The organism is Zeimonas arvi, from assembly GCF_008039575.1.
Taxonomy (GTDB): domain Bacteria; phylum Pseudomonadota; class Gammaproteobacteria; order Burkholderiales; family Burkholderiaceae_E; genus Zeimonas; species Zeimonas arvi.
Genome location: NZ_VDUY01000002.1, coordinates 503,999 through 523,886, shown reverse-complemented (window position 1 = coordinate 523,886; position 19,888 = coordinate 503,999). Strand labels below are relative to the sequence as shown.

Genomic DNA, 19,888 nt, shown 5'->3' with positions numbered 1-19,888 from the left:
GATCAAGGTCCGGGACGGGTCTTTGCGTCAGCATCCGATCCACAAATACGTAATTCGGTACCGCAATACTAGAATAATCACGGCAAGCCCCGATGGTCAACACCGAAAGGGCCGGCGCCGGCGGCCGAAGGCGGTCAGGCACGGAGGAAGACACGCGGCGAGCGGCCACGGCCGCAGGACGCGAGCAAATCATGGGAGCATCGTCGATGAACGACCCGCGAAGCGCGCAGCAGATCGTCGATCGCTGCCAGGCCCTGTTCGAGGATCTCGATTTCAATGCGGTGAAGGCGTGGAAGGCCGCCGCGCCGGGGCGCAAGGCCATCGGCTACATGCCGGTGTACGTGCCCCGGGAGCTGGTGCACGCCGCCGGGATGCTCCCGGTGGGCATCCTGGGGGGCGGCGACCAGCTCGAAGTGATCCAGGGCGACGCCTACTACCAGAGCTACATCTGCAGGATTCCCCGCTCGACGATCGAGCTCGGCCTCACCGGCCGGCTGGACTGCCTCGACGGGATGCTGTTCCCGTCGATCTGCGACGTGATCCGCAATCTCTCGGGCATGTGGCAGCTGATGTTCAAGGACAAGTACGTCCGCTACTTCGACGTGCCGCAGAACTACCAGGACGAGGTGGGCGGCAGGTTCTACGTCGAGGAGCTCGAGATCCTGCGGCGCGACCTCGGCGAGCTGCGCGGCGCGCCGGTCACCGACGCCGAGCTCAACGCCTCGATCGCTGTCTACAACGACAACCGGGCGGCCGTGCGCGAGCTCTACGCCTACCGCGCGGCCAAGCCCTGGCAGGCGCCGACCTCCGAGGTGTACCTGGTGCTGCGCGCGGGCATGGTCCTGCCGCCGGAGGAACACACGCGGCTCGTGCGCGAGTACATCGCCGCGACCGACGCCGTGCCCCGGCCGATGCGCGACAACGCCCGCATCGTGATGAACGGCTCGTTCTGCGAGCAGCCGCCGCTCGGCCTGATCAAGTCGATCGAGCTTTCCGGCTGCTACATCGTCGACGACGACTTCATGCTGGTCACGCGCTGGCTGCTCGACGACGTGCCTGTCGACGGCAAGCCGCTCGAGGAGCTGTCGAAGGCCTTCCTGCACCGGTCGGCTTCCACTGCGGCCAAGTACGACGCCCGTCGCGAGGACAAGGGCCAGTACCTGCTCAGGCAGGTGAAGAACGCGGCAGCCGAGGGCGTGGTGTTCGCGGCGCCGTCCTTCTGCGACCCGGCCCTGCTCGAGCGCCCGATGCTGCAGGACGTCCTGGCCAAGCACGGCGTGCCGTCCACCGCCTTCAAGTACGCGGAGAACACGGGACAGATGGCGCCGATCCGGGAGCAGTCCGGGACCTTCGCCGACTCGATCAAACTCTGGAGCGCAGCATGAGCACCGTCGCGATGCCCGCCTCGGGCAAGAAGCAGGAAGTCCAGAAGGAAGACGCGATGTGGCTCCAGAAGGAGCTCATCAACCGCAACTACGCCGAGCTCTCCCGGGCCCACGCCGAGAACCGCAAGGTGTCGGCCACCTTCGTCCCGGGCAACCTCAACGAGCTGCTGATGTGCTTCGACTTCGCGCGCAGCCTGCCCGAGACCAACGCGCTGCAGAACGGCATGCGCAAGAAGTCGGGCAAGTTCATCATGGACGCCGAGCGCGAGGGCCAGTCCGAGGACGTCTGCACCTACGTGAAGGCCGATCTCGGGATGATGCAGGGCGGCGAGATCGGCCCCACCGGCGAGCCGCTGCCCCGGCCCGACGTGCTGCTGCTGTCGTACACCGGCTGCTTCACCTTCATGAAGTGGTTCGAGCTGATCCGGCACAAGTACGGCAGCGAGACCATCATGCTGCACGTGCCCTACCAGGGGGAGGGGAAGATCGCGCCGAACATGCGCGACTACGTGGTGCGGCAGCTCAAGGAGACCGTGATCCCGACGCTCGAGCGGATCTCGGGCGTCAAGTTCGACATCGACCGCCTGCGCCAGTACATGAAGGAGTCGGCCAAGGCCGAGGAAGACCTGGTGGCGGTGCTGCAGTCGGCGAAGAACCGCCCCTCGCCGATCGACGGCTACTTCGGGGCGGTCTACTACATCGGCCCGATCTTCACCGCCTTCCGCGGCACGCCCGAGGCCACCCAGTACTACCGCCAGCTTCGCGCCGAGATCGACGAGCGCGTGCGCCTGGGCAAGGGGCCGGTCACGCCCGACGGCGAGATGGGCGAGGAGAAGTACCGGCTGATCGTCGAGGGCCCGCCCAACTGGACCAGCTTCCGCGAGTTCTGGAAGATGTTCTACGACGAGGGCGCCGTGGTGGTGTCCTCGACCTACGCGAAGGTCGGCGGCCTGTACGACTTCGGCTTCCGCCACGACCCCGACCATCCGCTCGAGTCGCTCGCCGAGTACTGCCTGGGCTGCTACACGAACCTGAACCTGCCCTCGCGCGTGGACATGATCTGCCGCTACATCGAGGAGTACCAGGCAGACGGGTTGCTCATCAACTCGATCAAGAGCTGCAACAGCTTCTCGGCCGGCCAGCTGCTGATCCTGCGCGAGGTCGAGAAGCGCACCGGCAAGCCTGCGGCCTTCATCGAGACCGACCTGGTCGACCCGCGCTACTTCTCGGCGGCCAACGTCAAGAACCGCCTGGAGAGCTACTTCCAGATGGTCCGCCAGAAGCGCAGCGCCGCGCTCGGCACGCACTGAGGGAGGCGCCCATGCGCTGCTTCATCGGAATCGACCTCGGCTCCACGACGACCAAGGCGGTCGTCATCGACGAGCGGCAGAACGTGATCGGCCGCGGGATCACCAACTCGCGCTCGAACTACGACACGGCGGCGGCGATCGCCAAGCAGGAGGCGCTGGTCAACGGGCGCTTCCACCTGTTCCGGCAGGCGCTCGCGCAGGGCGGGGCGCTGAACGGGCAGCTCGAAGGCTTCCTGGCGCAGCTCGAGCGCGACTTCCGCGCCGAGCAATACCAGGAGCAGCTGGCCGACCTCGCCGAGACCTGCCAGCGCAGCCTGGCGAGCGCGCGCTTCGGCGACGATACCCGGGCGGTCGGCGAAGCGCTCGAGGAGGTCTTCCGGCGCATCCTGGCCGAGGCACCCGCGATGTTCGCGCCCGGCGCGCGGCGCAAGTCGGACTTCTTCCGCGACATCGCCGGGAGCCAGTACCTGGCCGCCGGGGAGAGCGTCGCGAAGGAGATGGGCATCCGCTACGACTACCTGCTCAACCTCTTCGACCGGTCGATCATCGAGGTCGAGAACCGCGTGTACGCCGAATCGATCCGGCGCCACCTGCTGGCCGCGCTCGAGCGCACCTTCGCCGCGATGCCCGAAACCGCGGGGCGTCGCGCGCAGGTCGAGGCGCCGGTCAAGGGCATCCTGGACACCGACATGGAGGAGACCTACGTGGTCGGCACCGGCTACGGGCGCGCGCGGCTTCCCTTCTCGAAGGAGCACGTGCGCTCCGAGATCCTGTGCCACGGGCTGGGCGCCCACGTCATGTACCCGCAGACCGCCACGGTGCTGGACATCGGCGGCCAGGACACCAAGGCGATCCAGGTCGACCCGCAGGGCATCGTGGAGAGCTTCCAGATGAACGACCGCTGCGCGGCCGGCTGCGGGCGCTACCTGGGGTACATCGCCGACGAGATGAACATGGGCCTGCACGAGCTCGGCCCGCTCGCGATGAAGTCGACCAAGACGGTCCGGATCAACTCGACCTGCACGGTGTTCGCCGGCGCCGAGCTGCGCGACCGGCTGGCGCTCGGGGACAAGCGCGAGGACATCATGGCCGGCCTGCACCGCTCGATCATCCTGCGGGCGATGTCGATCCTGGCACGCTCGGGCGGCATCCGAAACGAGTTCACCTTCACCGGCGGCGTGGCCAAGAACGAGGCTGCGGTGAAGGCGCTCAAGGAGCTCGTGTTCGAGAACTACGGCGAAATGACGCTGAACATCGACCCGGACTCGATCTACACCGGCGCGCTGGGCGGGGCCACCTTCGCCTGGCGGGCCGTGGTCGAAGAAGGCAAGACGGCCGAGGCCCGGGCCTGAGCCCGCGGTCGGCAACGGAGACGACGATGACCTACACGATCGGAATCGACATCGGCTCGGGCGCGGTCAAGAGCGTGCTCTTCGAGGTCGAGGGAGACAGGCAGAGCTGGCTCGCCAGGCGCTGCGACCGGATCCGGCGCCGCGACCCGATGCAGCTGGCCGAGGAGGGACGCGACGCGGTGCTCGCCGACGCCGGGCTGGACGCCTCGGACGTGGACTACATCGCCACCACCGGCGAGGGCGAGAACGTGTCTTTCGCGACCGGGCACTTCTACTCGATGACCACGCACGCGCGCGGGGGAGTCTTTCTGCATCCGGGCGCGCGGGCGGTGGTCGACATCGGTGCGCTGAACGGCCGGGCGATCTATGTCGACGAGCGCGGCAAGGTGCTCGCCTACAAGATGACCAGCCAGTGCGCGTCGGGCTCGGGGCAGTTCCTCGAGAACATCGCCCGCTATCTCGGCGTGGCGGTCGAGGAGATCGGCCCGCTGTCCCAGCGGTCGGAGAACCCCGAGAAGGTCAGCTCGATCTGCGCGGTGCTGGCGGAGACCGACGTGATCAACATGGTGTCCCGGAGCATCGCGCCGGCCGACATCCTGAAGGGCATCCACCTGTCGATGGCCTCGCGGATCATCAAGCTGCTGAAGGTCACCGGCATCAAGGAGGGCACCGCGCTGATGACCGGCGGGCTGGCGCTCGACACCGGCCTGGTCGCGGCGCTTCGCGAAGAGATTGCCAACGAGAAGACCTCGGTGGAGATCGCCAACCACCCGGACTCGATCTATGCGGGCGCGATCGGCGCCGCGCTGTGGGGCGCGTACCGGCACGGCCGCCTGGCCGCGCTGCAGGCGCGGGCGGCTTGAACGAACAAGGAGGAGCGCGACATGGCACTGACGATCACCGAGAACTGCACGGCCTGCGACGCCTGCAAGCCCGTGTGCCCGAACGAGGCGATCAGCGTCGGCGACCCGATCTACGTGATCGACCCGCTGCGCTGCACCGAATGCGTGGGGGCGGAGGACGAGCCCCAGTGCATGCTGGTCTGCCCGGCCGACTGCATCGAGCCGCACCCGGATTTCCGTGAGACGCCCGAAGAACTGATGGCCAAGTACGAGTCGCTTCACGGCTGACCGGCGCCGCCGGGCCGCGGCGCCCGGCCCGCGCGCCGCTGGCGCGCGCCGAGTGCCACCGCGGCAGCGGTGCCGGCCACGAAGCCGGCCAGCGCCAGCGCGTTCAGCATGCCGCCGGCGCGGACCCAGTCGAAGGCGCCGGATGCCTCGCCCGCCAGCCGCAGCGCGAGCGAGGCGTGCAGCAGCAGGAGCGGCAGGTAGAACCAGCGCCGGTACGGCACCTCCACGCGCAGCACCGCGGGGAAGATGATCGGCGCATGGCCGAACACCATCGAGAAGACGAAGCCCAGCCCCAGTGCGTGCATCGCCGCGCCGTAAGCCGGGCTGCCCGGCGCCAGCCCGCCCGCGGCGGCGACGATGGCCCCGCCGATGGCCAGCCAGAGATAGCCCGACAGCAGGCAGACCGCGATGAAGCGCGTCAGCCCCGTCTTGAGCACGGTGCGGCGCGCGATGTCGTGGCGCAGCAGCCAGGCCGACAGGAACAGCAGGCCCGCGCCCAGCGCCGCCCCGGCCCAGCGCTGCTCACCCGCAGCGAGCGCGGCCAGGATCAGCGCGAGGATGGCGGCGAACGCGTGCCGGGCCGATCGCGAGGGCGGCATGAACCGCGACAGCTCCAGACGCTCGCCAGCGATCGTGAGGATCAGGAAGGCCAGCCACCATCCCGCCGCCGCGTGCACGCCCGCGCCCGCGGCCCACAGCGCCGTGCCGATCGGCCAGCAGGCCGCCGCGATGGCCAGCGTGAGCGTGAACAGCTCCCGCTGTCGGCGCAGCACGTCCAGCGACGCAGCGATCAGCAGGAGGCCGGCCGCGAGGTAGGGCCAGGCCGCCGCGCCGGCGTTGCCGGCCAGCGCGAGCAGGTTGCCGGCGCCGGCCAGCAGCGGGGCGGCGTAGGCCCAGGGCCGCCCGATCGCGACGGCGCGCTCGAGCGAGATCACGACGCCGAAGAACCCGCAGATCATCAGCGGCCCGTGCAGCGCCGCGGACCGTGCGGCGACAGGCGGCAGCCCCCAGCCAAGCCGGGCCAGGCCGGCCCCGACGCCGACGACCAGCGCCGCGAAGCCCAGCGCGAGCATGGGGGCCCGCCATGCGGCCGGGACCCCGCGCGCCCGGACGGTCGGGGCGGGTGGCCGGGCCTGCGTGGGAGGCGGCCGGGTCGGCGTCGGAGGTGGCTGCGCCACGGGGCTACCAGCCGAAGTGCTCGCGCGCGATGCCGGTCATGCGGTCGGGCGTCCAGGGCGGGTCCCAGACCAGCTCGATGTCGATCCGGGTGTCGTCGGGAACGATCCCGGACACAGCGCTGCGCGCCGCTTCGACGATCATGTCGGCCATCGGGCAGGCGGCCGTCGTCATCGTCATCTCGACCTTCACCCAGTCGTCGCCGACATCGACCCCGTAGACCAGCCCCAGGTCGACGATGTTCATCCCCGCCTCGGGGTCGTCGACCTGGCGCAGCGCCTCGCGGACCGCGTCGTCGTCGGGCATCCGGCCGATCATCGCCGCGCCCGCGTGGGGTCGGGCGGCGCGATGCGCCGCTCGAAGGCCAGCCGTTGCGACGGCGCGAATCCCAGGTCGTACAGGAAGCCGAGCAGTGACAGGTCCTGCGGCGCCGCCTGGGTCTCGATGCGCTCGATGCGCAGCGCGGCCAGGTTGAAGAAGAGCTGCGAGAGCAGGGCGTGGCCGACCCCGCGGTGCGCGTACTCCGGGTCGACGCCGATCGTGTCGAGGACCGCCACCGGCTCGGGGCGGCCGAAGTCCCCGAAGTCCGCGCGCGCCATTGCGAAGCCCACCAGCACGCCGTCCAGCCACGCGCCGAGCGAAACGCGCAGCGCGGAGTCGCGCAGCGTTTCGGCGAGCTTGCGCTCGATGTACGCGCGCCGGTCCCGGCCGGTGATTCCCCGGTCGATGCGGGCGATGTCCGGCAGGTCGGCGACCGACAGCGAGCGGATGTCGGCCGCGTCGCGCGCCAGCCGCTCGAAGTCGTTCGACTGCGCGCCGCTGTAGTCCGCCTCGCGCGCGGAGGCCCTCGCGGAAACCTCCATTGCCTGAGCGACCGCGGCGGGAAGCGCGTCGGCGGGCTCCGCATCCGCGGCCTCGCCGCCGGCCGGAATCGCCCGTTCGACGACCTGGCTCGGCGCCAGCGAGAATCCGCTCGCGTCCAGCCAGGTCAGCATGCGGTGCGCGTTCCAGGCCGCCTGCGTGCGCAGTTCGGCGACGCCGTGCCGGGCCGCCCACGCTTCGAGGCCCTCGAACAGCGCGCGTCCCACGCCGCGGCCTCGTGCATCCGCCCGGACGCCGATCGACTCCAGGCGCAGGCTGCGGTCGCGGTGGCCGAACTCGCCCTCGAGCACCCGGGCGAGCAGGTAGCCGGCGAGTCCGCGGCCGTCGCGGACGGCGAACTGGGCGTGAAGCGCCGGCTCGCGCAGTGCGGCCGCCAGCCGGCGCTCGAAGTACACGCGCCGGGAGCGGCCTTCCCAGGCGGCGTCGATCGCGACGACGTCGTCGAGATCGTCGCGGGCGAGGGGGCTTGAGGTGTCGAGCGATGCGCTTGCGTTGTCCATCGGGAGCTTCCTCTCGGGGCAGGCCGGGCCGCTCAGCCGCTCGCGTAGGCGAACGCGAGCTCGCGATCGGTGTCTTCGTCGAGCAGGTCCTCGAGCGCCGGCAACAGGGCCATCGTTTCCTTCTGGATGTGCGCGACCTGCCGCTCGACGATCTCGAGGGCGCCCACCTTCAGTTCGCGCCAGCCGGCGTCGTCCAGCTCGCCGGCGGCGGCGGCCAGCGCCAGGGGCAGCATCGCCCGGGCGGCTTCGCGTATCGCGGCGTGCTCCTCGGCGAACAGCTCCGCGATGTCGCCTTCGCCGGCGTCGGCCAGGCGCGGGAAGAGCACCTGCTCCTCGAAGTCGAAGTGCCGATCGACGTCGTGCTCGAGGTGGCGCGCGAAACCGGCGGCCACTCGCGCCAGCTCCGGATCCTGGCTCGCTCCGCTGCGCGGCATCCGGGCGAAGGCCTGCTCGACCTTGCCGAGCAGGTCCAGGTTGACGCGGTGCTCCTCGTCGAGTGCGTGGGCGACCTGACTCTGGAAGTTCATGCGCCGTCCTAATTCGGTATTGCGATACCGAAATTCTAGGGCTGTCGAGCATGGGCGTCTTGACCCGGGTCAAGGCGCGAGGCGCGAGCCGGGCGGCGCATCCGGTGGACGACCGTCGCGAAGAAGGCCGCGAAAGCGCAGGCGCCGAGCGCACCGAAGCCCGCGGCGACCGACACGAGCGTCGCGTTGTCGGCGACGACTGCCACGCACAGCAATGCCAGTGCGGCGAGATGGCAGTGGAAGTGCACGGCGAGCGGACGGTCGTCGGTCAGCGACGACGGCGTGCGCGGCACCCGGACCCCGGCCGGCTTGTGCATGGCCGCCAGGAATGGCAGGATCCGCTGCAGGATCCCGAACAGGAACCCGAGCAGCCAGCCGACGACCAGCAGCAAGCCGAACAGGGTCGGCGCGCCGGGGATCGGGACGTCGAGCGCGACGGCGAGCCCGGCGGTCAGGCTCGCGCCGAGCAAGGCCCACGAGATCCGGACCAGCGCGAACGAGCGCCCGAGCTCGCGCCGCATGCCTTCCCGAAGCGCGCGCCGCATCAGCGCGAGGTGGACCGCGACGGCGGCCGCCGCGGCCAGCGCCGCGCCCGCGCGGGCCAGCGCCGGCGCGAGGCCCAGCGCCGCCCCCGCCGCGAGTCCCAGCGCCGCGGCCGCCAGCGCGCAGGAGATCAGCGCCGGCCGCGTGTCGGGCACCGGCGCCAGGGCGAACATCGGCACCAGGATGTAGGAGAGCCCGAGCGCGAGCATTCCCATGAAGCCGTAGCCGGCCAGCGCCACGTGAAGCGCGAGCGCGGCCCCCCGGTCGAGCGAAGGCAGGCCGGCGTAGGCCGAGACCAGGGACAGGCCGGTGACCAGCGTCGCGGCGAGCGCCGCCAGCGCGACCCAGCCGTGCGCGACGACTGCCGGCATGCCCCGGGCGCCGATCAGGTTTCGGGCGAGCAGGGCGGCGAAGGCCAGCAGTCCGCCCGCGACCGCCGTCGCGCCGGTGGCGAGCAGCACGACCCTGCCGGTGCCCATGCCCGCGGCGAGCAGGGCCACGCCCGGCGCATAGAGCCACCACAGCAGCGCCGGCAGCCGCGTCGCGCCGATCGGCTGGCGGGTGGCCACCGGCAGCAGTTGCAGGCTCGCGCCGATCGCGGTCATTGCAAGCACGCCGAGCGTGGCCAGGTGCAGCGCGGCCAGCGTCCAGCCGAGGCCTCCGGCGAATCGCGCGGCCTCGCCGCTGCCGGCGAGCAGCGCCAGCCACGCGAGCAGGTGGAAGAAGGTGGCGGCGCCGAAGAAGCGCAGCGGCACCGACGCCGGCAGCAGCCGGCTGGCGGCGCCGGCGACGAATGCGCCGGCGGGCTTCGGGCGGCGCGACGCCGGCGTCTGCCCGGCCATCGGTCAGTCCGGGACCGGCGCGAGCCTGAGCCGGACCTCGCCGGGCTCGCCGTCGATCCGGACCGCCTCCCAGCCGATTTCGGCCAGCTCGGGGTAGAGCATCTTCGGGTCGCGGTCGTGATGGACGATCACCGGGCCGCCGTCGCCGATCGACCTGACCAGCCCGAGGATCGCCACCAGCGGGCCGGGCGGAGCCAGTCCGCGCACGTCGATGTGACGACCCTGTGCGTCCTGCCACTGCCGGGCGGAACCGGCGTTGCCGCTGCCGCAGGCCGCGGGAGCGGCGGGCCGGATCGGGCCGCTCATCGCGGGTCTCCGGACGCGGGCCGGGCGACGTGCGCGCCGGCGAGCTCCGCGAGCAAGCGCCGGGCCGCGACCGCGGCCACCTGCCGGCGGTAGTTCGACTGCGTCACCGTGGTTCGCATCGGGCCGACCTGCTTCTGAACGAGCTTGCCGAGCGCGGCGAGCAGGCCCTCGTCGACCGGGCGGCCGACGAGGGCGTCGGTGTCCTCGAGCAGGAAGGGCCGCGAGTCGGTGCCGGTCAGCGCGACCCGCAGCAGCCTCGGGACGCCGCGGTCGTCGAGCTCGACCGCGCAGGCCACCCCGGCCAGGGGGAAGTCGATCGCGCCGCGCGTGGTCAGCTTCCGGTAGGCCGATCGCCGCGCGCCTGCGCCGGCCGGCACGCGAAGCTGCGCGAGGATCTCCGCGGGTCCGAGGGTCAGGTGCGCCGCGCCGTCGTCGCGAAACAGATCGGCGAGCGGCATGCGGCGCGTGCCGGCCGCGCTGACCAGATCCGCCTCGGCGTCGTGGACCAGCAGCGCCGGTGCCAGGTCTCCGGAGTAGGCAGCGTGGCAGCGTCTGCCCTGCGGCGCCACGTGGCAGGTGTCGCCGCCGCGCTTCAGGCAGTAGCCGTTGGCCGCGCGCCACCACTCGCTCTGGTTGTAGTACACGCAGCGGGTGTCGAGACAGAGATTGCCGCCCAGCGTGGCCACGCTCCGGTGCGCGGGCGCGGCCACCGCCGCGGCGGCCTGCGCGACGGCCGGGCACGCGCGCGCGACGTCGGGGTGGGCGGCGAGTCGCGCGAGGGTCGCGCCGGCCCCGAGGACCAGCGCGTCGGGACCGGCCTCGATGCCGTCGAGCCCGGGCAGGCCGCCCAGGTCGACCAGCACCGGCGGCCGCTCGATGCCGCGGCGCAGGTTGGGCAGCAGCCCGGTCCCGCCGGCGAGCAGACGTGCACCGGGTTCGCCGGCCAGGATCGCGGCGGCTTCGGCAAGGCTCGCCGGGCGCCGCAGGTCGAAGGCGTGCAGGGCTTCCATGTTCAGCGCTTCCCGCTTCGCGCGGCCTCGAGGCGCTCGCGTCTGCGCCGCGCCTGGATCGCGTCCAGGACGCGGTCGGGCGAGGCGGGCAACTCGTCGAGCCGCACGCCGATCGCGTCGAAGATCGCGTTCGTCAGCGCCGGAGGGAAGCCGTGCAGCGCGCCTTCGCTGGCCTCCTTGGCGCCGAACGGCCCCAGCGGATCCATGCTCTCGACCAGCATCACCTCGATGGGCGGCGACTCGGCGATCGTGGGAATCCGGTAGTCCAGCAGGTTCGGCCGCATCGTCAGCCCCTCGTGGTACTGGTTCTCTTCGCAGAGCGCCTGGCCCATGCCCATCCAGACGGCGCCCTGGACCTGCCCCTCGGCGGCCAGCGGATTGATCGCGCGCCCGCAGTCGTGCGCCACCCAGACCCGCTCCACCCTGACCATGCCGGTGTCCTCGTCGACCGACACCTCGACGACCTGCGCGGCGTACGAGAAGCCGGCCGCCGAGCCGACGGCCGCGCCGCGGAAGCTGCCGCCCTGGGTCTCGGGCGGGGTCGACCAGCTTCCCTTGACCGTCAGCGTCCCGTTGTCGCTCAGCGCCGCCTCGGCGATCCGGTGGAAGTCGAGTCCGCGATCCGTTCCGGCGACGCGGCAGTGCTCGCCCGCCCACTCGATTTCGTCGGCCGTGGCGCCCAGCGCCTTCGCCGCGGCCTCGACCAGCGTCCGGCGCAGGGCCTGCGCGGCGCGCAGCGCGGCGTTGCCCACCATGAAGGAGACTCGCGACGAGTACGAGCCGTTGTCCTTCGGCGTGAGCGCGCTGTCGGCGGCGATCACGCGGATCCGGGCCAGGGGCAGCTCGAGCACCTCGGCGACGACCTGCGCGAGCAGGGTCGACGAGCCCTGGCCGATGTCGGCGGCGCCGGTCAGAAGCGTGATGCCGCCGTCGAAGTCGAGCTTCAGGTTGACCACCGCATGCGGCTCGCCGCTCCAGTGCACCGGCTTGGCCGAGCCCGACACGTAGTGCGAACAGGCCATGCCGAGGCCGCGTCCGGGCGGCAGCCGGCCGCGCCTGACGCGCCAGCCGGACGCCTGCTCGACCCGGTCCAGGCATTCGGGAATGCCATAGGAGTTCACCTGCAGGTCGTTGAGCGTTCGGCAGGGCGGCTCGATCAGGTTCGCGCGGCGCACCGCGAACGGATCCAGGCCGAGCTCGGCGGCCATCATGTCGAGCAGCGACTCGAAGGCGTGACGCGCGTCCACCGCGCCGTGGCCGCGCATCGCGCCGCAGGGCGGGGTGTTCGAGTACACGCGGAACCCTTGATAGCGAACCGCCCCGACCCGGTACAGCGCGTGCAGCAGCGCGCCCGCGTACAGGATGGTGACCAGCCCGTAGCCCGCGTAGGCGCCGCCCCGCTGGACGATCTCGCAGTCGACCGCGGTGATCTCGCCGGCCTTCGTCATGCCGATCTTCAGCCGGATGTCGGTCTCGGGACGAGCGCGATGCGTGAGGAAGCTGTCCTCGCGGGACTGTTCGATGCGGACCGTGCCGCCTGCGGCGCGCGCCAGCGCCGCGGTGACCATCTCGAAGTTCAGCGGCTCGACCCGGTGGCCGAAGCCGCCGCCGACGAAGGGCTTGACGATGCGGATCTGCGAGCTGTCCATCCCCAGGCAGCGCGCCAGCGTCAGGTGCAGGTAGAACGGGACCTGGGTCACCGATTGCGAGGTCAGACGGTTTCGTTCCGGCTCGTAGCAGGCCACCGCCGCGTTGAGCTCGATCTGGCCGTGCGAGACCTCGGCGTAGTGGAAGCGGTGCTCGCGCACCAGGTCGGCCTGTTCGAAGCCGGCGTCGACGTCGCCGAAGCAATGGTCGACACTGCGCTCGATGTTGCCCGGCTTGCGCTCGTGCAGCAGCACCGCGTCGGGCGCGCGGGCTTCGCCGGCGCTGAAGTAGGCCGGCAGCGGCGCGATGTCGAGTTCGATCGCGGCCAGGGCCCGGTCCGCGGTGGCGGCGTCGACCGCCGCCACCGCGGCCACGGGTTCGCCCCGGTAGCGGACCTTGTCGCGCGCCAGCGGCCACTCGTTCTGAGCGATCGGGATCACGCCGTAGGGCGCCGCGAAGTCCTCGCCGGTAATGATCGCCCGCACGCCGGGAATCGCCAGCGCGCGGCGTGTGTCGATGCCGCGGATCAGGCCGTGCGCGACCGGGCTGCGCAGGATCCGCCCGACCAGCGTGTCGCCGACGGGCAGGTCGGCGGTGTAGCGCGCGCGTCCGGTCACCTTCTCGATGCCGTCGATCAGCGGCGTGCGCCGGCCCACCGCATGCTCGCGCCGGGTGGCCGCCGCGGCCTCGTCGCGCTCGTCCATCTCCGGCTTCGGCGAATCGCTCCAGTTCATCGCTTCATGCTCCCGCTGCGGCCCTGACCGACTCGATGATCTTCACGTAACCGGTGCAGCGGCACAGGTTTCCGGAGAGCGCCTCGCGGATCTCGACCTCGGAAGGCGCGGGATTGCGACGCAGCAGCGCCTCGGCGGACATGATCATTCCCGGCGTGCAGAATCCGCACTGCGTGCCCAGATGCTCGTGGAAGGCCTGCTGCAGCCGGCTCATCCGTCCGGCCTGCGCCAGCCCCTCGATCGTCTCGATCCGGGCGCCGGCGCAACTCGCGGCGAGCGTCAGGCAGGCGAGCCGGGGGAGCCCGTCGACCAGCACTGTGCAGGCCCCGCATTCCCCGCCGTCGCATCCCTGCTTGGTGCCGGTGAGGCCGGCGCTGTCACGCAGGTAGTCGACCAGCAGCGCCTCGTCGGCCACCGCGTCCTCGCGGTGCCGGCCGTTGACCACGATCGACAGCAGTCTTCTGCTCATCGCATCAGCCTCCCCTGGGTCGAAGGTCGCGGACCCGGACCGCCTTGCCTTCGGATCTCGGAATCTCGCCCGGCGCCTTCAGCACGATCTCGCTGCTCACGCCCAGCGTGGACTTGATCTGCCTGGCCGCGTGGCTGGCGATCGCGGCGTAGTCGCCGGGCGCGACACCAGGCGCGGCCTCGATCTCGACGGTCACGCGGTCGAGGCGGCCGTCGCGCGCGACCACCAGCTGGTAGTGCGGCGCCGTGCCCGCCAGGCCGACCAGGACGGCCTCGATCTGCGACGGATAGACGTTGACGCCTCGGATGATCAGCATGTCGTCGTTGCGCCCGGTGACGCGCAGGATGCGCAGGTGCGTGCGCCCGCAGTCGCAGCGCGCCGTCGTGATGCGGGTGATGTCGCGGGTGCGGTAGCGCAGCATCGGCAGCGCCTGTCTGGTCAGCGTCGTGACGACCAGCTCGCCGGGCTCGCCTTCGGGCACCGGCGCCCCGGTGTCGGGGTCGATGACCTCGAACAGGAAGTGGTCCTCCCAGCCGTGCAGCCCGGCCTGGGCCTCGCACTCGCAGGCCACGCCCGGTCCCATGATCTCCGACAGGCCGTAGACGTCGATTGCGCGCAGCCCCAGCCTGGCCTCGATCTCGGCGCGCATCGCATCGCTCCAGGGTTCGGCGCCGAACATCCCGACCTCCAGCGCGGAGTCGCGGGCGAGATCCACGCCCTGCTGCTCGGCGAGTTCGGCGATCGCCAGTGCGTACGAGGGCGTCGAACACAGCACGCGCGCCTTGAAGTCCATGATCAGCGCGACCTGCCTCGCGGTCGAGCCGCCCGAGGCCGGGACGACGACGGCGCCCAGCCGCTCGGCGCCGTAGTGGGCGCCCAGGCCGCCGGTGAACAGGCCGTAGCCGTAGGCGTTGTGCACGATGTCGCCGCGGCGCACGCCGCCCCCGTGCATCGAGCGCGCCATCACGCCGGCCCACTGCCCGAGGTCGTCGCCGGTGTAGCCGACGACGGTCGGCTTGCCGGTGGTCCCCGAGGACGCGTGCAGGCGGGACAGCTCGCCGGCCGGGCGGGCGAACAGGCCGAAGGGGTAGTTCTCGCGCAGGTCCGCCTTCGTGGTGAAGGGCAGCCGGGCCAGGTCGTCGAGCGAGCGGATGTCTTCCGGTCGCAGGCCCGCGGCGTCCAGCCGGGCCCGGTGCACCGGCACGCGATCGTAGGCGTTGCGAACCGTGGCCGCCAGGCGCTCGAGTTGCAGCGCAGCCAGCGCATCGCGGGACAGCGTCTCGGTGTCCGGGTCCAGGTATCGGGCGCTTGCGGGGGGCGCCCCCGGTTCGGTCGCATTCCAGATCCTCGTTCCCATTCCAGGCTCCGTGGCGTGTGCCGGTGGGGGGTCAGAGCCGCGCGCCGCGCACAGGCATGGCCGTGAGCGCGAAGCCCTGGTTGAAGCCGGCGCGCGTGATCAGCGTGTGCTTGAGGACGGCTCCGGGCCATGCCGCGGCTGCGCCCGCCGCGACGGTCAGCGCGAGGCCGACGGCGCCGTCCGCCAGTCCGATTCCGACCGGTGCGATGAGCGCGAAGGGCAGGTAGGTCCCGATCCGCTGCAACCTGTCCCCGGCCTGGTCGAGCGCCGCGAGCGCCGGGCGGGCCGCCGACGAAGCGAGCCGGCGACGATAGCTGACCCAGTTTGCCCAGCGCGCGGCCAGCAGGCCGGCGAACACCGCCATCAGCACCTGTTCGCCGTGGCCGTGCAGCGGCCGAAGCATCAGGTACAGGCCGCAACCTTCGGCCAGGCCGGTCGCGACGATCAACGGCACGATGCCGGGCTGCCGCCAGGCGGGAATGCCGCGCGCGGCGCGCAGGATCCGCGCCTGGCACCAGAGGAAGGCGAGGGCGAGCAGGCCGGTGGCCCAGGCAGCGGGCGCCAGGCCGGCCGCGCCGGCCACCCCGGCCGGGAAGAGCAGGGCGGCGGTGACGGCCTCCCTGCTCATCCACGAAGTGCGCGGGTTGAAGAAGACGTGCAGCGCGCGCAGCGGGCGGCCGATCTCGAGCCAGACGCAGGTCAGGCCCGCGCCGACCAGCGCCAGGCCGAGCAGCAGCAGCGCGGCGCGCGCGCTGCCGCCGGCGCCGCCGAACGCGGCGAACACCAGCAGCCCGGCGCCGGCGCCGCCGCAGACGAAGTTGCCGGCTGCTCGCCAGTCCCAGTGCGCCTGTTGCCAGGGGTTCGGTCCGAAGCTCATTCGTCCGCCTTGTCCCACAGGTAGTGGAAGCCGGGCCCGGTGCCCAGCTCCTCGTGCATCCGGAAGCTGCGGTTCTCCGCCAGCAGGCGCGACACCTCGCTGTCCGGATCGTCGAGGTTGCCGAAGGCGAGCGCCTTAGCGATGCAGGCGTTCACGCAGGCCGGCGTCGCCTCGGGATCGACGCCGGGCTGCAGCCCCTTCGCGAGTCCGTCGTCGATGCGGTCGACGCAGAAGGTGCACTTCGTGGCCACCGCGAGCCGGGCGTCGTCGTGGCGGGCCGACTCCTGCTCGGTGGGCTTGCCGTAGGCGAAGGTCGCGCGGTCGGTCTTGTAGCGGGCCTGGTAGGGGCATGCGACGGCGCAGTACGCGCAGCCGATGCAGAGGTCGTAGTCGATGGTGACGATGCCGTCGGCGCGCTTCTTCGTGGCCGTGGTCGGGCAGACCTCCATGCACGGCGGGTCGTCGCAGTGCTGGCAGCCGGTCGGCACGAATGCCCGCCGCACGTTCGGGTATTCGCCGAACTCCATGTCGAGCACCCGCCGCCACTGCACGCCCGGGGGCGTGGCATTGGCATGGCGGCACGCCGCCGTGCAGGTCTGGCAGCCTACGCAGCGTCGCAGGTCGGCGACCATTGCCCAGCGGGTCATCGGCCGGCCCTCCCGAGGCTGACGCGCACGATGTCGGCGCTGGAACCGGTGGCGTCGGTCAGTTCCAGCGACATCGGCGCGAGCGTGTTCAGGCTGGGCACGCCGAAGTCCTTGGCGAAGGGCGTGGCCCAGTGCTCGAACTGCCCGATCAGCAGCAGCGTGTCCGGCCGGATCCCCTGCCTGAGCACCGCGCGGCCGCGCACGCTTCGCGCCGGCGTCGCGATCTCGACCTCGTCGCCCTCGGCGATGCCGAGCCGCTCGGCGGTACCGGCGTTGACGATCACGCCGCGGTGGCCCGCGATGTTGTCGGCCACCTCGCGGATCATCTGCACGCCCACGTTGCCGCCCCAGGCGTATTGCATGCTGCGCGCGGTCAGCAGCCAGAACGGGTAGTCCCCGGCCTTGCCGCCGGCGGCCGGGATCGCGGCCTCCCAGATCCCCGGGAAGTCCTTCCACACCGGCAGCGCCTGGTACTCGGCCATCTGCCGGTCCCACCAGTGCATGCCCTTCTCGTGCAGGCGCCGGCCGAGTTCCTCGCCGACCCGTTTCAGGCGCTCCTGGTACGGAAGCTCGAAGCGCAGGCCGCGCTCGACCATCGTCGGGTACAGGTACCAGTCGGAGCGGGGAAACGGCCGGGTGGCGAACCCGTGCTCGCGCCACCAGTCGAGCCCGTGGGCGTGCGCGCCGTCGGAGAGCTCGCTGCTCGCGGCGCGGCAGACCGCGTCCCAGATCCGCTCGCGGTCGTGCACCTCGCCCGGGTCGAGCGAGAAGTCGTGGTGCTCGCCCTTGAGCGGCACGCCGGCGGCGCCCTTGTTGATCGACGCGACGTAGCGGTCGTTCAGCCCGGTGCGCCGCGCCAGCTCGGTCGCGATGTCGGTGAAGTCCCGGGCCTCGCCGCGCGCCTCGATCGCAGGCTGTCGTAGTGCATAGCCTTCGTGGTCCCAGAACTGCTCGACGTACTTGGTCCCGCCGACGCGGATCAGCTGCAGGCTCTCCAGGTCCGTGGCATCGGGCAGCAGGATGTCGGCAAAGTGGTTGGTCTCGTCGCGCGTGTAGGCGAAGCAGACCACGAAGGGGAAGCGGGCCATCTTGTCGGCCAGCGCGTGCGTGTCCCAGAACGAGATCGCCGGGTTGGTGCGGTACACGAACCAGACGTCCGGGAAGGTGACCTCGGGGAGACCCTCGGGCGTTCCGTCGAGGAACATCCACGAGAAGTGGGTGGGACCCAGCGCCTGGCTCCAGGCGCCGTTGCCGGCCAGGGGCACCATGGTCCGGTAGGCGTTGCGGATGTTCGGGCGCGCCGACCAGTGCTCGCGATCGGTCGGATTGAGCGGGTAGTCCATGAACCCGTCGGGCCCGGGCTTCGCGCTGTCCAGTCGCTGGGCCATCGGGCGCGCCAGCCGCACCGTGGTGCCGATCGTGCCGCCGGGAACCTCGAGCGCGCCGACCAGCACGGCGAGCATGGTGCGCGCCCAGCAGCACTCGAACCCGCCCCAGCCGTTGTTGACGGTCTTGCCGAGGGTGACCGCGACCGGCCGGAAAGGCAGCTCGCGGCCGTCGATCTCGATCGTCTGGCCCACGCAGGCGTGATCCAGGTACTCGCCGGCGATGCGCCGGATGTCCGCGGCGGGCACGTCGCAGACCCCGGCGGCCCACTCGGGCGTGTAGGGCGCCATGTGCGCGACCAGCTTGCGAAAGGCGGTCTCGCCGGCCAGCGGGCCCTCGGCCAGCACCTCGCCATCGGCGCCGGCCTCGATCGCGTCGACGGTGACCGACGCATCGAGGTCCTCGCGCAGTCCCGGCGTGTCGTGCGGCACCACGGCGCCGCTCGCGAGGTCGCGCACCAGCGGCTTGCCGCTGCGGCGGTCGCGAAGATAGTAGCCGTGCGGCCCGACCAGGTAGGCCGAGCCGGTGCGCGCCGCGAGGAAGTCCAGGTCGAGCCGATCGCGCGCGGATTCGTGCAGCAGCACGTGGATCAGCGCGTACAGGAAGGCGGCGTCGGTCTTGGGGCGGATGGGCACCCAGCGCGCGGAGCAGGCGCCGGTGACCGACAGGTGCGGCTCGACCTGCACGCGCTTCATTCCGCGGATGCGGGCGTTGGCGTGGCGCCAGATGCCGACCACGCCGCCGGACGCCTCGATGTTGGAGCCGCAGGAGATCAGGTAGTTGCACAGCGGCGTGTCCGCCGAGACGATGAAGGCGCGGTGCCAGAACTCGCCGTACAGGTGCTCGGAGTGATAGCACTTGACGCCCTGGCCGGAGCCGAAGCCCATGTCGACCGGGCCCCACGCCGCCAGGAAGGCGGGGAAGGTGCCCATGTAGGACTGCGGCGTGCCGCCGCCGCCGAAGCTCGCCGCCAGCCTGGGATAGCCCGAGTCGTCGGTCAGCCCGGTTTCGCGGATGCGCTTCAGCCGCTCGGCGATCGTGTCGAGCGCCTCGTCCCAGCTGATCGGCACGAAGCCGGGGTCCTCGTCGCGGCCCTTCTTCGGGTTCGTGCGGCGCATCGGGCTGAGCACCCGGTTCGGGTTGTAGGTCTTCTGGACGAGCCCGAAGGCCTTGACGCAGACCTTGCCGCCGCCGGGGTGGATCGCCTCGGCGCAGAAGTTCGGCTCGACCTCGGTGGCCACGCCGTCGACGACCTTGACGGTCAGCAGGTCCGGACCGGCCACGCACTGGTAGCAGTAGGTGGGCACCTTCCGCTCGCCGGCGAGCGCGGCGGCCGCTCCGGCACCCGCAGCCCCGCCGACCGCGGCGGCTTCCTTCACGGCCGGACCTGGCGCGTTCATAGCCCGGCCTTCCTGGCCTTGGCCGCGAGCCGCTCGGCGGTCTTGGCCACGTCCACCACGAAGCGGTGGTGACGGCCTCGGCAGATCGTGTCGATGCCGTCGCTGCCGGTGAACTCGAACGCCACCGACCGGCCATCGATCGAGGCGATCGTCACCGTCAGCTCGACCGTCATGCCGAGCAGCGTGGCCGCCAGGTGATCGAGCTCGACGCGGGTGCCCACCGAGTCCTCGCCCGCGTCGAGGTGCTCGAGGAGCAGTTCGCGGCAGGCCACCTCGAGGTCGAGCACGAGCATCGGCGTGGCGTACACGCGGGCCGCCTCGCCCATGAAGTCGATCGTGCGGCCGCGGTCGACGGTGAGCTTCACCGTGCGGGCTGCGCCTTTCGCCAGCGAGGGTTTCATCGTTCTC

19 protein-coding genes are annotated in these 19,888 nt (G+C 71.7%); 5 read left to right on the top strand and 14 right to left on the bottom strand.

The features are described 5' to 3' along the window. Positions 1-206 precede the first annotated feature (206 nt). The 5 genes from bcrC to FHP08_RS06855 are packed head-to-tail and all read left to right on the top strand — an operon-like array spanning position 207 to position 5,177. Positions 207-1,385, top strand: a complete 1,179-nt coding sequence (gene bcrC / locus FHP08_RS06875; protein ID WP_147703568.1) for a benzoyl-CoA reductase subunit C — start codon at positions 207-209, stop codon at positions 1,383-1,385. Next, positions 1,382-2,695 (top strand): benzoyl-CoA reductase subunit B, encoded by a 1,314-nt coding sequence (gene bcrB / locus FHP08_RS06870; protein ID WP_222707832.1) that lies wholly within the window; start codon positions 1,382-1,384, stop codon positions 2,693-2,695. The genes bcrC and bcrB overlap by 4 nt, the downstream gene beginning before the upstream one ends. 11 nt (positions 2,696-2,706) lie before the next feature. Beyond that, positions 2,707-4,047 carry a benzoyl-CoA reductase subunit A gene (bcrA, locus tag FHP08_RS06865; protein ID WP_147703567.1) on the top strand — a complete coding sequence of 447 codons (1,341 nt, stop codon included), beginning with the start codon at positions 2,707-2,709 and terminating at the stop codon, positions 4,045-4,047. 26 nt (positions 4,048-4,073) lie between these two features. After that, positions 4,074-4,910 carry a benzoyl-CoA reductase subunit D gene (bcrD, locus tag FHP08_RS06860; RefSeq protein ID WP_147703566.1) on the top strand — a complete coding sequence of 279 codons (837 nt, stop codon included), beginning with the start codon at positions 4,074-4,076 and terminating at the stop codon, positions 4,908-4,910. A 21-nt stretch (positions 4,911-4,931) separates the two neighbouring features. Then, positions 4,932-5,177, top strand: a complete 246-nt coding sequence (locus FHP08_RS06855) for a YfhL family 4Fe-4S dicluster ferredoxin (protein WP_147703565.1) — start codon at positions 4,932-4,934, stop codon at positions 5,175-5,177. On the opposite strand, the gene FHP08_RS06850 is transcribed toward FHP08_RS06855, so the two are convergent. From FHP08_RS06850 to FHP08_RS06785, 14 genes are all read right to left on the bottom strand, one after another. Next, on the bottom strand, positions 5,168-6,250 hold the full coding sequence (locus FHP08_RS06850) for a hypothetical protein (protein ID WP_187272194.1): 1,083 nt from the start codon (positions 6,248-6,250) through the stop codon (positions 5,168-5,170). The two genes, FHP08_RS06855 and FHP08_RS06850, sit on opposite strands and share 10 nt — an antisense overlap. A gap of 109 nt (positions 6,251-6,359) precedes the next feature. Then, a complete protein-coding gene (locus FHP08_RS06845) occupies positions 6,360-6,659 on the bottom strand; it encodes a metal-sulfur cluster assembly factor (RefSeq protein ID WP_147703564.1) in 300 nt (99 codons plus the stop codon). A gap of 8 nt (positions 6,660-6,667) precedes the next feature. After that, positions 6,668-7,735, bottom strand: a complete 1,068-nt coding sequence (locus FHP08_RS06840) for a GNAT family N-acetyltransferase (protein ID WP_147703563.1) — start codon at positions 7,733-7,735, stop codon at positions 6,668-6,670. A gap of 32 nt (positions 7,736-7,767) precedes the next feature. Next, a complete protein-coding gene (locus FHP08_RS06835) occupies positions 7,768-8,262 on the bottom strand; it encodes a hemerythrin domain-containing protein (RefSeq protein ID WP_147703562.1) in 495 nt (164 codons plus the stop codon). A 35-nt stretch (positions 8,263-8,297) separates the two neighbouring features. Continuing rightward, positions 8,298-9,647, bottom strand: coding sequence for a hypothetical protein (locus FHP08_RS06830; RefSeq protein WP_147703561.1), 1,350 nt, complete (start codon positions 9,645-9,647; stop codon positions 8,298-8,300). Positions 9,648-9,650: 3 nt separating this feature from the next. Then, positions 9,651-9,953, bottom strand: coding sequence for a DUF2249 domain-containing protein (locus tag FHP08_RS06825; protein WP_147703560.1), 303 nt, complete (start codon positions 9,951-9,953; stop codon positions 9,651-9,653). After that, positions 9,950-10,963 (bottom strand): 4-hydroxybenzoyl-CoA reductase subunit beta, encoded by a 1,014-nt coding sequence (hcrB, locus tag FHP08_RS06820; protein WP_147703559.1) that lies wholly within the window; start codon positions 10,961-10,963, stop codon positions 9,950-9,952. Before hcrB ends, FHP08_RS06825 begins: the two co-directional genes overlap by 4 nt. A gap of 2 nt (positions 10,964-10,965) precedes the next feature. After that, complete coding sequence (gene hcrA / locus FHP08_RS06815) at positions 10,966-13,344, bottom strand: 4-hydroxybenzoyl-CoA reductase subunit alpha (RefSeq protein ID WP_222707830.1); 2,379 nt, start codon at positions 13,342-13,344, stop codon at positions 10,966-10,968. Positions 13,345-13,348: 4 nt separating this feature from the next. Beyond that, complete coding sequence (gene hcrC, locus FHP08_RS06810) at positions 13,349-13,813, bottom strand: 4-hydroxybenzoyl-CoA reductase subunit gamma (protein ID WP_147703558.1); 465 nt, start codon at positions 13,811-13,813, stop codon at positions 13,349-13,351. 4 nt (positions 13,814-13,817) lie between these two features. Continuing rightward, positions 13,818-15,170: a phenylacetate--CoA ligase family protein gene (locus FHP08_RS06805; RefSeq protein ID WP_147703557.1), complete on the bottom strand. Its 1,353-nt coding sequence runs from the start codon at positions 15,168-15,170 to the stop codon at positions 13,818-13,820. A 31-nt stretch (positions 15,171-15,201) separates the two neighbouring features. Beyond that, a complete protein-coding gene (locus FHP08_RS06800; RefSeq protein ID WP_147703556.1) occupies positions 15,202-16,047 on the bottom strand; it encodes a DmsC/YnfH family molybdoenzyme membrane anchor subunit in 846 nt (281 codons plus the stop codon). Further along, positions 16,044-16,694 carry a 4Fe-4S dicluster domain-containing protein gene (locus FHP08_RS06795; protein ID WP_147703555.1) on the bottom strand — a complete coding sequence of 217 codons (651 nt, stop codon included), beginning with the start codon at positions 16,692-16,694 and terminating at the stop codon, positions 16,044-16,046. The genes FHP08_RS06800 and FHP08_RS06795 overlap by 4 nt, the downstream gene beginning before the upstream one ends. Beyond that, positions 16,691-19,480, bottom strand: a complete 2,790-nt coding sequence (locus tag FHP08_RS06790) for a molybdopterin-dependent oxidoreductase (RefSeq protein WP_147703554.1) — start codon at positions 19,478-19,480, stop codon at positions 16,691-16,693. The genes FHP08_RS06795 and FHP08_RS06790 overlap by 4 nt, the downstream gene beginning before the upstream one ends. Continuing rightward, positions 19,477-19,881, bottom strand: a complete 405-nt coding sequence (locus FHP08_RS06785; RefSeq protein WP_147703553.1) for a thioesterase family protein — start codon at positions 19,879-19,881, stop codon at positions 19,477-19,479. The genes FHP08_RS06790 and FHP08_RS06785 overlap by 4 nt, the downstream gene beginning before the upstream one ends. Positions 19,882-19,888 lie beyond the last annotated feature (7 nt).

Excerpts from the sequence above, each read along its gene's own strand:
- bcrC (WP_147703568.1), top strand. The coding sequence starts at position 207 with ATGAACGACCCGCGAAGCGCGCAGCAGATCGTCGATCGCTGCCAGGCC.
- bcrB (WP_222707832.1), top strand. The coding sequence starts at position 1,382 with ATGAGCACCGTCGCGATGCCCGCCTCGGGCAAGAAGCAGGAAGTCCAG.
- bcrA (WP_147703567.1), top strand. The coding sequence starts at position 2,707 with ATGCGCTGCTTCATCGGAATCGACCTCGGCTCCACGACGACCAAGGCG.
- bcrD (WP_147703566.1), top strand. The coding sequence starts at position 4,074 with ATGACCTACACGATCGGAATCGACATCGGCTCGGGCGCGGTCAAGAGC.
- FHP08_RS06855 (WP_147703565.1), top strand. The coding sequence starts at position 4,932 with ATGGCACTGACGATCACCGAGAACTGCACGGCCTGCGACGCCTGCAAG.
- FHP08_RS06850 (WP_187272194.1), bottom strand. The coding sequence starts at position 6,250 with ATGCTCGCGCTGGGCTTCGCGGCGCTGGTCGTCGGCGTCGGGGCCGGC.
- FHP08_RS06845 (WP_147703564.1), bottom strand. The coding sequence starts at position 6,659 with ATGCCCGACGACGACGCGGTCCGCGAGGCGCTGCGCCAGGTCGACGAC.
- FHP08_RS06840 (WP_147703563.1), bottom strand. The coding sequence starts at position 7,735 with ATGGACAACGCAAGCGCATCGCTCGACACCTCAAGCCCCCTCGCCCGC.
- FHP08_RS06835 (WP_147703562.1), bottom strand. The coding sequence starts at position 8,262 with ATGAACTTCCAGAGTCAGGTCGCCCACGCACTCGACGAGGAGCACCGC.
- FHP08_RS06830 (WP_147703561.1), bottom strand. The coding sequence starts at position 9,647 with ATGGCCGGGCAGACGCCGGCGTCGCGCCGCCCGAAGCCCGCCGGCGCA.
- FHP08_RS06825 (WP_147703560.1), bottom strand. The coding sequence starts at position 9,953 with ATGAGCGGCCCGATCCGGCCCGCCGCTCCCGCGGCCTGCGGCAGCGGC.
- hcrB (WP_147703559.1), bottom strand. The coding sequence starts at position 10,963 with ATGGAAGCCCTGCACGCCTTCGACCTGCGGCGCCCGGCGAGCCTTGCC.
- hcrA (WP_222707830.1), bottom strand. The coding sequence starts at position 13,344 with ATGAACTGGAGCGATTCGCCGAAGCCGGAGATGGACGAGCGCGACGAG.
- hcrC (WP_147703558.1), bottom strand. The coding sequence starts at position 13,813 with ATGAGCAGAAGACTGCTGTCGATCGTGGTCAACGGCCGGCACCGCGAG.
- FHP08_RS06805 (WP_147703557.1), bottom strand. The coding sequence starts at position 15,170 with ATGGGAACGAGGATCTGGAATGCGACCGAACCGGGGGCGCCCCCCGCA.
- FHP08_RS06800 (WP_147703556.1), bottom strand. The coding sequence starts at position 16,047 with ATGAGCTTCGGACCGAACCCCTGGCAACAGGCGCACTGGGACTGGCGA.
- FHP08_RS06795 (WP_147703555.1), bottom strand. The coding sequence starts at position 16,694 with ATGACCCGCTGGGCAATGGTCGCCGACCTGCGACGCTGCGTAGGCTGC.
- FHP08_RS06790 (WP_147703554.1), bottom strand. The coding sequence starts at position 19,480 with ATGAACGCGCCAGGTCCGGCCGTGAAGGAAGCCGCCGCGGTCGGCGGG.
- FHP08_RS06785 (WP_147703553.1), bottom strand. The coding sequence starts at position 19,881 with ATGAAACCCTCGCTGGCGAAAGGCGCAGCCCGCACGGTGAAGCTCACC.